Below are 12,464 nucleotides of genomic sequence, written 5' to 3' on the forward strand. Positions count from 1 at the left end.
GGCGCGTGTTGCGATCTCGGAACGATCGTGCGACGGGCCGATGTCGCCCCTCCCGGAGTCGGCCGCACCGGACGTATGATCCGGAAATGGAGGCACCGGGCAGCACCACCCTGGTCGTCGTGGGCGAGGAGGCGACCGCCGCGATCGGATCCCTCGCCGGGCTCGCGAACGTCGAGAGCGCGACGTTCGCCGAGATGACGGATGCCACCGACGCCGAGGTCGTCACCTGGTCGAGCACGTCGCACGCGCCGTTCGTCGTGCACGACCGGGATCCGCTCGGCCACGTGGCATCCGCGTGGGTCGAGTTCTACGACGAGCGGGCGACGCTCGGCGTCCTGCAGCTCGAGATCGAGCAGGTGATCGACGCGGTCGCGCGGCACGAGCTCAGGGTGCCCGACTACTACGTCGTCCTCGAACCCGAGTCGCTGCGGGGGACCTGGATGCACTGGTGGCTCGGCGTGGTCGCCGCGGCGTCCCCGAACCGCGTGCTGCCGTGGGAGCCGGGCGATGCGCCCCTGGCAGGGCTCATCCGGCACCTGCCGACGGCTCGAGCATGGCCCGAGGTGCATCGGTGGCTGCCTGGCGTGGTGAGGGCCGTGCCCGACCGGGTCGGACCGGGCCTCCCGGGCGCGGCCTGAGCCCCGCGCGGCGGCTCAGTCGCCCGGGCGCCGCGCGCGCGCCCTGATGTGCAGGACGACGAACTCCGCGGGGCGGATCGGCGCGAACCCCACGAAGACCGGCAGGTCACCCGCATCGATGTCGCGCTCCGAGACCGTGTCGTGGTCGCACTTCACGAAGTACGCGCGATCGGGCGCGTTCCCCCGGAACGCACCGACCCGGAACAGCTCGTGCAGGAACGCGCCGACCGACTCGCGCACCTCCTCCCAGAGCGCCTCGGCGTTGGGTTCGAATCGCGTCCACTGCAGGCCGCGATCGAGGCTCTCCTCGAGGAAGAGCGCCGTGCGGCGCACCGGGACGTACTTCCACGCGCTCGCCGCCGCGTCCGCGCCCGCCAGCGTGCGTGCTCCCCAGACGACCGGCCCGTGCCCCGCGAAGGTGCGCAACGTGCTGATGCCCGCCGTGTTGAGCGATTCGGCGTCGCGGTTCCCGAGGTCGAACTCGAGGCCGTCGGCGCCGCGGACGTCCGCGTCGGTTCCGGCCGGTGCCGACCACACGCCGTGCGCCGCGTCGCTGCGCGCGAGCACGCCGGCCACGGCCGCCGAGGCGGCGAACGTCTCGACGGACCCGGCGCGCGACGGGTCGGTGCGGCGCAGGCGCGGCGCGTACAGTGCGGCGTTGGAGCTCGCGGTGCCGACCGCAGCCTGCGCCCCGTCCGCGATGGCGGCCCGGATGGCCTCGAGGCTCGACCACGACGCCGGCGGGTCGACGAGCAGCATCGCTCGGCGGCGTTCGCAGAAGGCGACCGCCTCCGCGACGATCTCGTGGGCGTCGGCGCGCGCGGCGGACTCGGCGGGCAGCACGAGCAGGTTCACGAGGTCGACGCGCTCGAGGGCCTCGAGGCCGCCCCGGACACCGTCGATGCCGGTGTCGGCGACCCGCACCGCCACTGCCGAGGCGCCGCCGTTGTCGAAGTACGAGCGCAGTGCGCGCCGGAGCGGCGATGCGTGCAGGTCGCCCCAGATCGCATCCTCGTCGGTGCCCCAGCCGCCGACGTCGATGTCGACGGGGTCGCCGATCGGGCCGTCCCCCGCGGAGCCCAGGAATGCCGCGACGGCGGTTCCGACGCCCTCGATGGGTCGCGTCATCGGCCCCACCTCCCGTACCCGGCTGCGTCGAGCGGATGCCTCGTGGCCGAGCCTCCTCCCGTCCGTGGCGGGTGTCAAGGAGCCTGCTCGCGACCGGAGCGGGAGGCGACGGCGCGGAGTGCGGACTCCACGCCGTCCGAGGGACCCCGAGCGTCGCTCAGGCCGTGGGACGCTCCTGGGCGGGCTGGACACCGGCGTGCTCGAGGGCCCAGTCCAGCGCGAAGTCGGCGACCTCCTCCCAACCGTCCTGGCTGACGATGCGGTGGGTGCGCCCGGCGAACTCCCGGTGGTCGACGACGGCCGGGCTGCCCGTCCTGCGGTACTTCCGCACGATGGCGCGGCCGATGGCCGGCGGCACGACGTGGTCGATCTCACCGGTGATGACGAGCAGCGGCGCGCGGTCCGCGCGACCGTAGTCGACGTGGGTCACGCCGCCCCGCTCGTCGATGGTCGAGGCCACGCCCTCGAAGAGCACCCGGTTGTAGGAGTTGACGGCGTACGCCTCCCAGATGCGGTCGGACGCCTCGCGGCTGAGGTCGTTGCCGAACGTGAAGTGGAAGTGGCCCTTCGAGATGGGCTTGGCACCGTTGCGGTCGAACGGGTTCGAGAGGATGGGGAAGCCGGTGCGCAGGGTCGACGGCGGCAGCGTCGTGATGCCCGCGGTCTGGCCGGGCGTGACGCCGACGTAGGCGATGCCGAGCCCTCGGTCGGCGAGCATCTGGGTGATGACGCCACCGAACGAGTGGCCCATGATGATGGGCTTCCGCGGCAGCGCGCGGATGATGCGCTCGTAGTGGTCGGCGATCTGCTTCAGCCCGATGCCCTTCAGCGGCTCGGGGTTCGAGCGGATGTCGGCGACGGAGCGGTCGTCGATGCCGGGCCAGCCGGGGACGACGACGTCATGACCGAGCGAGCGGAACCGCTCGGCCCAGGTGTCCCAGCTCTTCGGGGTCATCCAGAGGCCGTGGATGAGGACGATCGGGGGCTTCGCGGTGGTGGTCATGTTGTTCCTGCTCCTCGTGGTGCGGTCGTGGTTTCTTTTAGAGAAAGAACGATCGTTCTCTCTGTTCCATTCCCTGAAACTACGCCGTGGGTCGAGCCGCTGTCAAGCAAAAAGAGAAAGATCGTTCTATCATTACTCCATGGCACCACGAACGACCCCGGGCGGCGCCTCGATCGCGCGCGAGCGACTGCTGGCGACCGCGAGCGAGCTCTTCTATCGGGAGGGCATCCACTCGGTCGGAGTCGACCGCATCGTCGGCGAGGCGGGCGTGACGCGTGCGACGTTCTACCGGCACTTCCCGAGCAAGGAGGACCTCGTCGAGGCATACCTCGGCGTCGAGGACGCGCACATCCGCGCGGCGTTCCAGGCCGCCGAGGCGACCGGGGCCCCGCCGCGGGAGCTCGTCGGGCTCGTCATCGACGGGCTCGCCGACGACGTCGCCCGACGCCACACGCGGGGCTGCCCGTTCATCAACGCCGCCGCCGAGTATCCCGACGCCGACAGCGGCGTCCGCCGCGCCGTCGCGGCCCACCGCGAATGGTTCCGGTCCGAGCTCGAGCAGGTCCTCGACGCAGCGGACGCGCCCGACCCGCGCCTCGGCGCCGCGGAGCTCGTGCTCGTCCGCGACGCCGCGATGGTCGGCGGGTACCTCGACGGGTGGGAGCGCGTGCGGCCGGCGTTCCTCGCATCCGCTCGCCGCGCGACCGGGCTGCCGCTGTCGCGGGTGCCGACGGCCGAGGACGGGGCGTCGAACGAGGAGGGCTGAGGCGCCGAGCACGGCGAACGGCCCGCCTCACGGGGAGGCGGGCCGCTCGCGACTCGAGATCAGCCGCGCACGTGCACGTCGACCCACACGAGTCGGTGGTCGCTCGACGGGAACGGGAAGGTGCCGGTGAGCGCCGACAGCGGGTCGGACGAGACCGGCCAGAACACGCCCGCGTCGGCGACGCGGAGGTCCTTCGACGGCAGCACGTAGTCGGCGCGCAGGTTGCCCGGCGCCGGGTTGTCGTTGAAGTCGGCCGTGTCGAGCGCCGGGTCGCCCTCGTGGGCCAGGTTCGCGCCGGCCTGCAGCTCGGACGCCTCGACCGCGCCGGCCGACGTCGGCATCGGGTCGGTGATGCGCGGGTGGCCGAGGAGCTGGTGGATCGCGTCGTCCGTCGAGTCGCCGTCGACCGGGTCGGCGTTCTGGTCGCCGAGGATGACGAAGGACGAGCCGGGCTTCAGTCCGCCGAACACCCCGTGGTCGTCGTAGATGTACGACGACGCGGCACCCGGGTGCACGTAGTCGGCCCAGAAGCGGATCTCGTCGTGGTTGCGCGTGCCGTTGCGGTCCTCTGCGCCGTCGAAGGTCGGCGGCGTCGGGTGCGACGCCAGCACGTGCACCGTGCGTCCGCCGATCTCGACCGGGACGTCCCAGTGCGACTTGCTCGAGAGGCGGAAGACGTCGAGCTCCTCGGGCGAGTACCAGTCCGCCGGGGTTGCGGTCTCCGGGTCATCGGGCAGCAGTGCGCCCGGCATGTCCTTCCAGAGGAAGTGCTGGAACGTGCGCACCGCCTCGTCGTCGATCGGGAACTTCGAGAGGAGGGCCATGCCGAACTGGCCGGGGAAGAAGCCGAAGCCGAACGCGTCGTCGCCGCCCCCGACGACGCCGTTGTTGTTGAGGTCGAATCCGCTCGGCACGCCCGTGTTCGACGGTGCGACGAAGGCGTACGGGTACTCGACCGGGTCGGCGCCGCCCTGCGAGACCTCGAGGTAGTTGTCGCGGAACAGGTCGACGGCGACACCCCCGGGCACGTAGTCGAACTCGTTCAGCAGCACGATGTCGGGGTTCGCGCGCTGGATGATCTCGGCGACGGTCTTCGCCTGCGCGTTCGTGCCCGTCGAGAGGTCGGCGACGAGCTGCCCCTCGAAGTTCCGGTTGAGCGAGAGGTTGTAGGTGGCGACGCGGACGGTGTCGGCGCGTCCCGGCGTTCCGCCGGGCGCGGCCTGGGCCGGTGCGGCCGCCGCTCCGACGCCGAGCGCGAGCACCGCCGCGGAGGCGGCGACGAGTGGGGCGCGGAGTGCGGTGCGGTCGGATCGTCTCGTGGACATGCGAGCTCCTCTGCTGGCGGTTCCGGTTGCCGCCCACGGTAGGCGCTTCGAGTGACGGCCGGAAGAACCGTGCGCGAACGAGCGGGGCGGGCCCGCTCCTGCTCAGAGGTGCACGGGCCCCGTCGCCTCGTCGCCGCGGGGCCCGACCGGCCCGCCGACGGAAACGCGGCGGGCCCCCGCTCCGGGAGACCCGCCGCGCAGCTCGTCGTCGGAACGCTACTTGCGGTGCGTGACGTCGCTGACGTCGTTGCCCGCGCGGCCGGCGACCTTCGCCTTCTTGTCGGCCCGCTTCTCCTTGAGCGTCCTCGAGGCTGCGGTCTTGTTGTTGGACGACTTCTTCGTTGACTTCTCTGACACGGTGACGCCCTCTGCTCGGGAGCCCGGACGGGCCCCGTGGTGGCCACCCTAGCCGCGGTGGCTGTGCGCGCGCCGATCTCCCGGGACCGCTCAGAGGTGCACGGGCGTCGCCGCGAAGGCCGCCGCGAGGGCGTCGTCGCCCTGCACCCGGAACCGGCCGTCCGGCGCCGCGAGGTCGGCGCGCTCCCAGAGCAGGAGCACGAGGTCGCCCACGTCCGCGGTGATCGTCACGTGCGCGTCCTCGTCCGATGCCGCACCGGGCGGGACGCGCTCGAGGACCCAGCCCGGGGTCACGCGCCAGGCGTCCTCGGTGTCGGCCGCGACGAGCGCGACCGTGCCGGCCAGCGACGCGATGCCCCGACGGCGCGCCTCCGTCATGAAGACCTCGCCGAACTCGTCCACCGCGTCCGCCGCGCCGGCGCGGCCCGCCTCGCGAGGCAGCCGCGGATCGGACTCGGACGCGGTGCGCAGGTCCCAGAGGTGCTTCGTCGCCTCGTGCGCCATCCGTCGATGCCAGAAGCGCGTCGGTCCGGTCGCGCCGTAGAGGATCGGCACGATGCGCTCGGGGTCCGCGCCCTCGAGCACCGACACGAGCGAGTCGCTCCCCTCGCGGAACCAGGGCGCGCGATCGGCGTCGGCCGGCCGGCGGAACTCGCGACGGTCGGCGGGTGCGCCCGTGCGCACGACCTCGGTCGCCCAGCGCTGGATGTTCCCGAGGTGGTCGACGATCCGACCCGCGGTGGGCCAGATCGCCGATCGCACGGGCGCCTCGGGGTCGGTCAGCGCGGCGGTCGCGGCGAACGCCGACGTGACGGCTCGGAGGGCGCTGAGGGACGACATGCCTCCATCCTCCCGCGTGCCGGGGTTCGTGCGCGGGCGATCACGCCGCGGGACGTGCCGACGGGGTGAGGTCGAGCGCGCGGCTCCGGACCTCGGCGAGCGCGTGCTCGATCGCCCCGATGGTCACGCTGTCCTCCCCGAGCGCGGAGCGACGCAGCTCCGGCGCGGTGGGGTCGTCGCTGTCGTCGAGGATCCGTCCCGCGCGGTCGATGACGTCGGGCAGCGTGTCGGCGACGGTGCCGCCGACCACGACCCGGTCGACGTCGAGGAGGTCGCCCAGGACCAGGCAGATGCGTGCGAGTCGTTCGGCCAGCCGGTCGGTGATCGCCACTGCGGCGGGGTCGCCGGATGCCGCGGCGAGACCGACCTCGGCCTCGTCGAGCGTCGCCGGGTCGAGGTGCGCGAGCGCGCCCTCACCGACCTCGGAGGCCGTGATGGCCTCGACGGCCCAGCGGCGCGCGAGCAGTGCGAGGCCGTCGGACGAGCCGACTCCGTCGACGTGGTCGAGGAAGCGCAGCTCTCCGGCCGCGCCGCGTCGGCCGCGGATCAGCCGGCCGTCGATCATGAGGCCCGCGCCCATGCCCTCGCCGGTCATCAGGGCGATGAACGAGTCGGCGTCGCGCCCCCCGCCGTCCGGCGCGGAGCGTTCGGCGATCGCCGCGAGGTTGGCGTCGTTCTCGACCGTCACGACGGCCGCGTCTGCGCCGAGGAACTCCGAGTAGCCAGGGTTGGCGACTCGCCAGAACGGGTTCTCGACGGGCGAGGCGCCGTCGCGATCGACGGGAGCGGGCACGGCCACCGTGATCGCCAGCACCGACGAGGCGTCGACGCCGGCGTCGGCCAGGGCGCCGTCGATCGCGGTGCGGACGAGCGCGCGTCGCCGGCCGGCGTCGGCCAGTCGTTCCGGCCGGTCGGGTCGCACGGCGGCGATCTCGGCGCCGTGCCGCCCGATCGGCGTGCCGCGCAGGTCGGCGACGGTCGCCGAGATGTGGTCGTGGCCGGCGTCGACGCCGATCACGACCGCGGCACGGTCGCGGAGCGCGTAGCGACGGGCGGGGCGGCCCTTGGTGTAGGCGCCGACGGCGCGCGCGTCGCGGAGCTCGTCGAGCCAGCCCTGCCGGAGCAGTTCGTCGCAGACCCCGATGACCGTCGAGCGGGTGAGCCCTGTCGCCGCCATCGCATCGCTCGCCGTGAAGGCGCCGGCGCGCCACGCGTACTCGAGCACCCGTCGAGCGTTCACCCGTCGCAGCACCTGCGGCGACGTCGCCGCACCGTTCTCGTCCACGCACTTGACCTTTCCGTCGTCCTCGGCCATTATTTACGACACAGAGTAAATCTACACTCCAAATCATATACATGGCGTCGTCGCCACGGCACCGACGCCCACGACTTCCCGGAGGAGACGACGACGTGCCTCACCCACCGATCAGCCCCAGCCGTCACCCGAACCCGGCCGCCGGCGACCACCGGATGCGCGGCCGGCTCGGCATCGCCGGCGCCGTGGTCCTCGCCTCGGGCCTGGCCCTCAGCGGCTGCTCCAGCGCGGGCAGCGGCACGGAGGACATCACCTTCCTACTCAGCAAGCCCGAAGCGGTCCCGTACTTCCAGGACCTCGTCGCGGAGTTCAACGGCTCGCAGTCCGAGGTGCGCGTCACGCTCGACTCGGCATCGAACCTCTCGGCCGGCTTCCTCCGTGGCAACCCGCCCGACGTCGGGCTGCTCAACTACAACTACGAGATGGCGCGCTTCATGGAGCGCGGCGCCCTCTCCGACCTCTCCGACATGCCCGAGGCGGACCGCATCCGCCCCGACGTGCAGGAACTCGTGGACCAGTACGCGACCTACCCGGGGCGCACGAGCGTGCTGCCCTACTCGGTCGCCGCGGCATCCGTCATCTACAACGTGCAGATGTTCGAGGAGAACGGCATCGAGGTGCCGACCACCTGGGACGAGCTGATCGCCGCGTGCGACACGCTCGAAGCGGCCGGGATCACTCCGATCTACGGCACGTACAAGGACGCGTGGACGGTGGCGCAGGGCCTCTTCGACTACAGCGTGGGCGGCACGACCGACGTGCCCGAGTTCCTCGCCGCGCTCGAGGAGGAGGGCACGGACGTCGGTCCCGACTCGCCCGTGTCGTTCCAGAAGACGATCCTCGACCCGGTCCTCCAGATGGAGGAGCTCGCGGCCTACTCCAACGCCGACGCCGCGAGCCGCGGCTACGGCGACGGGAACGTGGCCTTCGCCGACGGCGAGGCCGCGATGTACCTGCAGGGACCCTGGGCGCTCGGCGAGATCGCCAAGACCAGCCCCGACCTCGAACTCGGGACCTTCCCGCTCCCGATGACGAACGATCCCGACGACCTGAAGGTCCGCGTGAACCTCGACCTGGCGCTGTGGGTGCCGGAGGCGAGCAACAGCAAGGAGGCGGCGCGCACGTTCGTGTCGTACCTGATGCAGCAGGACGTGATGGACGCCTACAACGCCGCGTTCCTGGGCTTCGGTACGACGACGGATGCCGCGCCCGTGACCGACGAGCGGATCCTCGGGATGCAGGAGTACTACGACGCCGGCGAGTTCTACCAGGGACTCTCGCGGTCGATCCCGCTCACCATCCCGATCGACAACTACATCCAGGCGATGGTGACCGGCGCGGACATCCCGGCGACCCTCGCGACCATCGACGCGGACTGGGCGCGACTCGCGCTGCGCGGCTGACGGCGATTCGAAAGGACACCCCGACATGAGCACACCGGTCACCACCGCCGCGGCCTCCGCCGGCTCCCTCGTCGACGAGGCCGAGCACGGCCGGACCGACCACCTCGCCGGCGCCCGCCACGATCGACGCGGCCGGGTCCGCGTCGATCCGATCTACTACTGGTTCCTCGTCCCGACGCTCGTGCTGTTCACGCTCGCGATCACGGTCCCCGCGGTGCTCGGCATCTTCTACTCGTTCACGAACTTCATCGGGTTCGGCGACTGGGAGTTCGTGGGGCTCACCAACTACGTGGCCGCCTTCTCCGACCCGGCGATCCTCGCGAGCTACGGCTTCACGTTCGGCTTCGCCATCGTGACGGTCCTGCTGGTGAACGTCATCGCGTTCCTGCTCGCCGTCGGCCTGACCGCGAAGATCAAGCTCAAGGCCGGGCTGCGGGCCGTGTTCGTGATCCCCATGGTCATCTCGGGCATCGTCATCGCCTACGTGTTCAACTTCCTCTTCTCCAACTCGGTGCCCGCGCTCGGCTCGGGACTCGGCATCCCGTGGCTCTCGGAGTCGATCCTCGCCAACCCCGACCTCGCCTGGCTCTCCATCGTGATCGTCACCGCCTGGCAGTCGATCCCGGCGACCCTGCTCATCTACATCGCAGGGCTCCTCTCGATCCCCGGCGAGGTGTACGAGGCCGCGGACATCGACGGGGCGGGCGCGGTGCGACGGCTGTGGTCGGTCACCCTCCCGCTCGTCTCCGGGTACGTCGTGATCAACATGATCCTGGGGTTCAAGAACTACCTCAACGTGTACGACGTCATCGTCGGCCTGACCAACGGCGGTCCGGGAACCTCCACCCGCAGCATCGCGATGACGATCTTCACCGGCTTCACGGGCGGCGACTACGCCTACCAGATGGCGAACGCGACGATCTTCTTCATCATCGCCGTCGCGATCTCGGTGCTCCAACTCCGAATCACCCGCGGAAAGGCGGCGATCTGATGACCCAGACAGCAGCGAAGCGGACCGCCGCTCCCGTCCTCCCGGCCACCGCCCGCAACGGCGCGCCCACCCCCGCGCGCCGGCGCGGGAAGGTCGGCCAGGAGAAGACGAGCTGGACGACCATGGTCATCCTGTTCCTCTGCGCCATCACGGTGCTCCTGCCGCTCTACGTGACGATCTCGATGTCGCTGAAGTCGACCTCGCAGGCCGTCGACGGCAACGCGTTCTCGCTTCCGGCGCCGATCGACTTCTCCGGGTTCGTCCAGGCCTGGGAGCTGACGAACTTCCCGGTCGCCTTCACGATCTCCCTGCTGGTGACGGCGGGCACGGTGGTGGGCACCGTCCTGCTCGCGTCGCTCGCGTCCTACGCGATCGTGCGCAACTGGGAGCACCGCTTCTTCCGCTGGTCGTTCTTCTACCTGCTGGCGGCGATGTTCCTGCCGTTCCCGGTCGTCGCACTCCCGCAGATCCAGCTCACGGGCCTCACGGGTCTCGCGAACCCGGCCGGCGTCACGATCCTCCACATCATGTTCCAGCTCTCCTTCAGCATCCTGCTGTTCACGGCGTTCCTGCGCTCGATCCCGCTCGAACTCGAGGAGAGCGCCCGCATCGACGGGGCGACCACCTGGCAGACCTTCCGGCAGCTGATCTTCCCGCTGCTCGCGCCGATGAGCGCCACCGTCGCGATCTTCGCCTTCCTGGCGTCGTGGAACGACTTCATGATGCCGTCGCTGATCATCGCCGACTCCGCGCAGCAGACGCTGCCGGTCGTGCAGTCGATCTTCCAGACGCAGTTCAGCAACAACTACAACGTGTCGTTCGCGTCGTACCTCATGGCCATGGCGCCCGCCATCGTCGTGTACCTGTTCACGCAGCGATGGGTCATGGAAGGCGTGACCCAGGGCGCCGTGAAGGGCTGACCCCGCCCGGCGCACCCCGCCTCCGACCACCTCATCACCACCTCACTCCCGAAAGGACCTCCGCACCCATGAGCGACGTGCTCGCACGCCCCGACCTCGCCCGACTCCACGACGACGCCGACTGGTGGCGCCAGGCCGCGGTCTACCAGATCTACCCCCGCAGCTTCGCCGACGCGGACGGCGACGGGATCGGCGACCTGCGCGGCATCCGTGCCCGCGTGCCGTACCTGCAGGACCTCGGCATCGACGCCGTCTGGATGAGCCCGTTCTACCCGTCGGCACTCGCCGACGGCGGGTACGACGTCGACGACTACCGCGACATCGACCCCAGGCTCGGCACGCTCGCCGACTTCGACGACCTCGTCGCGGCGCTCCACGAGGCCGGCATCCGCGTGATCATCGACATCGTGCCGAACCACACGTCGGACCGCCACGAGTGGTTCCGGGAGGCGCTCGCCTCGCCGCGCGGCTCGGCCGCCCGCGCCCGCTACGTGTTCCGCGACGGGCTGGGGCCCGACGGATCGCTGCCGCCGGCCGACTGGACGAGCGCGTTCGGCGGGCCCGCGTGGGAGCCCGTCGGCGACGGGCAGTGGTACCTGCACTACTTCGCGACCGAGCAGCCCGACCTCAACTGGGACAACCGCGAGGTGCGCGACGACTTCCTCCGCACGCTGCGGTTCTGGTCGGACCGCGGCGTCGACGGGTTCCGCATCGACGTCGCGCACGGCCTCACGAAGCGCCTCGACGACGAGCTGCCCGACCAGGCCACGCTCGACGCGCTGCCGCGCGACGGAGCCCACCCGCTGTGGGACCGCGACGAGGTGCACGAGATCTACGCCGAGTGGCGTGGCGTGTTCGACGAGTACACGCCGCCGCGCACCGCGGTCGCGGAGGCATGGGTCGAATCGCACCGGCGGCCGCGGTACGCGAGCGTCGAGGGGCTCGGGCAGGCCTTCAACTTCGACCTGCTCGAGGCGCCGTTCGACGCGGCCGAGTTCCGCCGCATCGTCGACGCCAACCTCGCGCTCGCCGCGGCATCGGGGTCGTCGACCACGTGGGTGCTCTCCAACCACGACGTCGTCCGGCACGCGACGCGATACGGGCTCCCCGAGCCTTCGGTGCCCGGCGAGAAGCACGGCGGGGCGTGGCTGCTCTCGGGCGGGACGACCCCCGCGCTCGACCGCGAGCGGGGCCTGCGCCGCGCCCGCGCCGCCAGCCTCTTCGTGCTCGCCCTGCCTGGCTCGGCCTACCTGTACCAGGGCGAGGAGCTCGGGCTGCCCGAGGTCGCCGACATCCCCGCCTCGCAGCGGCAGGACCCCGCGTACTTCCGCAACCCGGGCGTCGACATCGGCCGCGACGGATGCCGCGTGCCGCTCCCGTGGGCGTCCGAGGGCGACTCGTTCGGGTTCGGCCCTGCCGGTGCGCACCTCCCGCAGCCGGCCTGGTTCGGCGAGTACGCGGCCGACGGGCAGTCCGACGACCCGACGTCGACCCTGTCGATGTACCGTCGCGCGCTCGCGCTGCGCCACGACCTCCAGGGCGCGGAGGAACTCGAGTGGGTGCCGACCGCCGACGCCGACGTGGTCCACTTCCGCCGACCCGACGGCTGGGAGGTCGTGGCCAACTTCGGCCCCCGGCCCGTGGCGCTGCCGGAGGGGTCGTCGGTGCTCGTCGCGAGCGGCGAGCTCGACGACGGTGTGCTGCCCGCCGAGACGACGGCCTGGCTGCGACGCTGAGCGTCCGGCCCGCCGCTTGACGATCGGGGCGCCGCGTGGTCG

General features: G+C 71.6%; 12 protein-coding genes. 6 read left to right on the plus strand and 6 right to left on the minus strand.

What is annotated here, in order from left to right:
- Nucleotides 1–86 precede the first annotated feature (86 nt).
- The gene (locus ACFVHK_RS14745; protein ID WP_376929469.1) at nt 87–638 is read left to right on the plus strand and encodes a hypothetical protein; all 552 of its coding nucleotides are present in this window, start codon (nt 87–89) and stop codon (nt 636–638) included.
- Between the two features lie 15 nt (nt 639–653).
- Here the strand turns inward: ACFVHK_RS14745 and ACFVHK_RS14750 are convergent, their stop codons facing one another.
- Both ACFVHK_RS14750 and ACFVHK_RS14755 read right to left on the minus strand, forming a co-directional pair.
- Nucleotides 654–1,766: a phage tail sheath family protein gene (locus ACFVHK_RS14750; protein ID WP_376929470.1), complete on the minus strand. Its 1,113-nt coding sequence runs from the start codon at nt 1,764–1,766 to the stop codon at nt 654–656.
- A 157-nt stretch (nt 1,767–1,923) separates the two neighbouring features.
- Nucleotides 1,924–2,769, minus strand: a complete 846-nt coding sequence (locus ACFVHK_RS14755; protein WP_376929471.1) for an alpha/beta hydrolase — start codon at nt 2,767–2,769, stop codon at nt 1,924–1,926.
- Nucleotides 2,770–2,908: 139 nt separating this feature from the next.
- Between ACFVHK_RS14755 and ACFVHK_RS14760 the strand changes: the two genes are divergently transcribed.
- On the plus strand, nt 2,909–3,535 hold the full coding sequence (locus ACFVHK_RS14760; protein ID WP_376929472.1) for a TetR/AcrR family transcriptional regulator: 627 nt from the start codon (nt 2,909–2,911) through the stop codon (nt 3,533–3,535).
- A gap of 59 nt (nt 3,536–3,594) precedes the next feature.
- Here the strand turns inward: ACFVHK_RS14760 and ACFVHK_RS14765 are convergent, their stop codons facing one another.
- The 4 genes from ACFVHK_RS14765 to ACFVHK_RS14780 form a co-directional block, all read right to left on the minus strand.
- Nucleotides 3,595–4,860: an endonuclease/exonuclease/phosphatase family protein gene (locus ACFVHK_RS14765; RefSeq protein WP_376929473.1), complete on the minus strand. Its 1,266-nt coding sequence runs from the start codon at nt 4,858–4,860 to the stop codon at nt 3,595–3,597.
- Nucleotides 4,861–5,076: 216 nt separating this feature from the next.
- Complete coding sequence (locus ACFVHK_RS14770) at nt 5,077–5,217, minus strand: hypothetical protein (protein WP_376929474.1); 141 nt, start codon at nt 5,215–5,217, stop codon at nt 5,077–5,079.
- Between the two features lie 90 nt (nt 5,218–5,307).
- Entirely contained in the window at nt 5,308–6,057 is a 750-nt protein-coding gene (locus ACFVHK_RS14775; RefSeq protein ID WP_376929475.1) for a maleylpyruvate isomerase N-terminal domain-containing protein, read from the minus strand.
- Nucleotides 6,058–6,097: 40 nt separating this feature from the next.
- The gene (locus ACFVHK_RS14780) at nt 6,098–7,372 is read right to left on the minus strand and encodes an ROK family protein (RefSeq protein ID WP_376929476.1); all 1,275 of its coding nucleotides are present in this window, start codon (nt 7,370–7,372) and stop codon (nt 6,098–6,100) included.
- Between the two features lie 155 nt (nt 7,373–7,527).
- Between ACFVHK_RS14780 and ACFVHK_RS14785 the strand changes: the two genes are divergently transcribed.
- The 4 genes from ACFVHK_RS14785 to ACFVHK_RS14800 all read left to right on the plus strand — a co-directional run bounded on the left by ACFVHK_RS14785 (nt 7,528) and on the right by ACFVHK_RS14800 (nt 12,422).
- Nucleotides 7,528–8,775: an ABC transporter substrate-binding protein gene (locus ACFVHK_RS14785; protein ID WP_376929526.1), complete on the plus strand. Its 1,248-nt coding sequence runs from the start codon at nt 7,528–7,530 to the stop codon at nt 8,773–8,775.
- A gap of 25 nt (nt 8,776–8,800) precedes the next feature.
- On the plus strand, nt 8,801–9,766 hold the full coding sequence (locus ACFVHK_RS14790; protein ID WP_376929477.1) for a carbohydrate ABC transporter permease: 966 nt from the start codon (nt 8,801–8,803) through the stop codon (nt 9,764–9,766).
- Nucleotides 9,766–10,686 (plus strand): carbohydrate ABC transporter permease, encoded by a 921-nt coding sequence (locus tag ACFVHK_RS14795; protein ID WP_376929478.1) that lies wholly within the window; start codon nt 9,766–9,768, stop codon nt 10,684–10,686. Before ACFVHK_RS14790 ends, ACFVHK_RS14795 begins: the two co-directional genes overlap by 1 nt.
- A gap of 68 nt (nt 10,687–10,754) precedes the next feature.
- The gene (locus ACFVHK_RS14800; protein ID WP_376929479.1) at nt 10,755–12,422 is read left to right on the plus strand and encodes a glycoside hydrolase family 13 protein; all 1,668 of its coding nucleotides are present in this window, start codon (nt 10,755–10,757) and stop codon (nt 12,420–12,422) included.
- Nucleotides 12,423–12,464 lie beyond the last annotated feature (42 nt).

This window comes from Agromyces binzhouensis (genome assembly GCF_042672355.1).
Taxonomy (GTDB): Bacteria; Actinomycetota; Actinomycetes; order Actinomycetales; family Microbacteriaceae; genus Agromyces; species Agromyces binzhouensis.